Here is a 1,738-nt window from a genome sequence, read left to right as displayed (position 1 = left end):
CCGCCCTTGAACGATCATCCCCCCAGATTCTACGGTAAGACTTTTGCGACCAAATGGAAGTACAGCAAGTACCTCTTCTTCCCTAACTTGCTCTGGGTATGGAACTGCTACCTGAACCTCTATAATCATTTCATTGGGGTGACTTAAACCTGCAACCTCCCAAACACCAGGTAAAGCATTGTGAGCGATCGCATTTCGTACTGCCCTAGATGCTGCTACTGTCGGTTCTTGTCCGTGCTGATCTATTCCCATCCCCATCTCAATAATCAACCGTTTATGTGCCATTGCTAACTCCGGTATAATTCTGCACCTTTCACCACCAAAGCCAGGTATGCTGAAGGCAGGAGGCTCACTTGCAATACTAGCCTTACATGCTCCCTGCCCCTACCTCACACCATACGCTGCAAGCGACTTAAACGCTCTGAGTAACTTTTCATTACCTGTAGGGCAAACATGGGTGTTTCTTGAACGGCAAAGAGAAACCTTTTCTCATCAACAGAAGCAAGTTTGCTGTCCACCTTGGCAATAGCTGTATAAGTTCTATTTTTTACTCCTACAAGTACCCCGACACCAAAAACTTCGCCCGTATCAATGGTTTCTACAACCTTGCCATTGACTAATATATTTACTGTTCCTTCCAGAATCCCGTACATCTGCTCACCTGGCTGTCCTTCTTCAAAGATGACTTTGCCTGCTGAAAATGCTTGAGGGTCGGGTTGTTTTTGAAAGATACTGACTGTTACTACAGGACTTAACATTTAGAGCAACCCCAAAATTATTGGTTTTTAGACGAAACTTTTGGATAGCTTTACGCAAACCCCCAAAAGTATACTACTTTCTGTATCAAACTCACGCTTAAATAGCAAAATTTGGTTTTGATGTCATCTTCTATAATTAATAAAACCTGCACACCTAATTCTAGGCATGAGACTGTGACCGAATCAGGAAGTTACAAAGATACTGTAAACCTACCCAAGACTAATTTTGATATGCGGGCAAACGCCATCAAGCGTGAGCCTGAAATCCAAAAATTTTGGGAAGAAAATAAAATTTACGATCGCCTTTCCGAAAATAACCCTGGCGAATTATTTATACTGCACGATGGGCCTCCCTACGCTAATGGCTCACTCCATATTGGTCATGCCTTAAATAAAATTCTCAAAGATATTATTAATCGCTACCAACTGCTAAAAGGGCGTAAAGTTCGGTACGTTCCTGGTTGGGATTGTCACGGATTACCAATTGAGTTGAAAGTTTTGCAGAATATGAAGTCAGCAGAACGGCAAAACTTAACATCTTTACAACTGCGGCAGAAAGCGGAAGAATTTGCTCTAACTACGGTAAACGACCAGCGCCAAAATTTTCAGCGCTACGGTATTTGGGGTGATTGGAACCACCCTTATCTAACTCTGAAGCCGGAATATGAAGCAGCTCAAATCGGCGTGTTTGGTCAGATGTTCTTAAAAGGCTATATCTATCGCGGTTTGAAGCCAGTCCACTGGAGTCCCAGTTCTAAAACCGCTTTGGCTGAAGCTGAGTTGGAATATCCAGAAGGTCACGTTTCCCGCAGTATCTATGCAGCTTTTGCTGTTACAAGTTTAGCGTCAGCTGTAAAACCACTGTTAGCGGAATATCTGTCAGATTTGGGTGTGGCTATTTGGACAACTACACCTTGGACAATTCCGGCAAATTTGGCTGTAGCGGTAAATGCAGATTTGAATTATGCAGTGGTGGAAGT

The 1,738-nt window shown here is 43.2% G+C and carries 3 protein-coding genes; 1 reads left to right on the top strand and 2 read right to left on the bottom strand.

The annotated features are described in order from the left end of the window. Positions 1 to 285 (bottom strand): Lin0512 family protein (locus VE944_RS03365; protein ID WP_324972256.1); only part of this gene is annotated, 285 nt, incomplete at its 3' end. Positions 286 to 389: 104 nt separating this feature from the next. Continuing rightward, positions 390 to 758: a Crp/Fnr family transcriptional regulator gene (locus VE944_RS03360; protein WP_324972253.1), complete on the bottom strand. Its 369-nt coding sequence runs from the start codon at positions 756 to 758 to the stop codon at positions 390 to 392. Between the two features lie 174 nt (positions 759 to 932). Here VE944_RS03360 and VE944_RS03355 point away from each other — a divergent pair. Then, a partial coding sequence (locus VE944_RS03355; RefSeq protein ID WP_324972251.1) for a class I tRNA ligase family protein occupies positions 933 to 1,738 on the top strand: 806 nt, incomplete at its 3' end.

It is taken from the genome of Nostoc sp. (genome assembly GCF_035638895.1).
In the GTDB taxonomy this organism is placed as follows: Bacteria; Cyanobacteriota; Cyanobacteriia; order Cyanobacteriales; family Nostocaceae; genus Nostoc.
Note: the sequence above shows the minus strand (reverse complement) of the source record. Positions and strands in the feature narration are given on the sequence as shown.

What these genes read in the sequence shown, in the direction of transcription:
- VE944_RS03360 (WP_324972253.1), bottom strand. Translation starts at nt 758, where the DNA reads ATGTTAAGTCCTGTAGTAACAGTCAGTATCTTTCAAAAACAACCCGAC.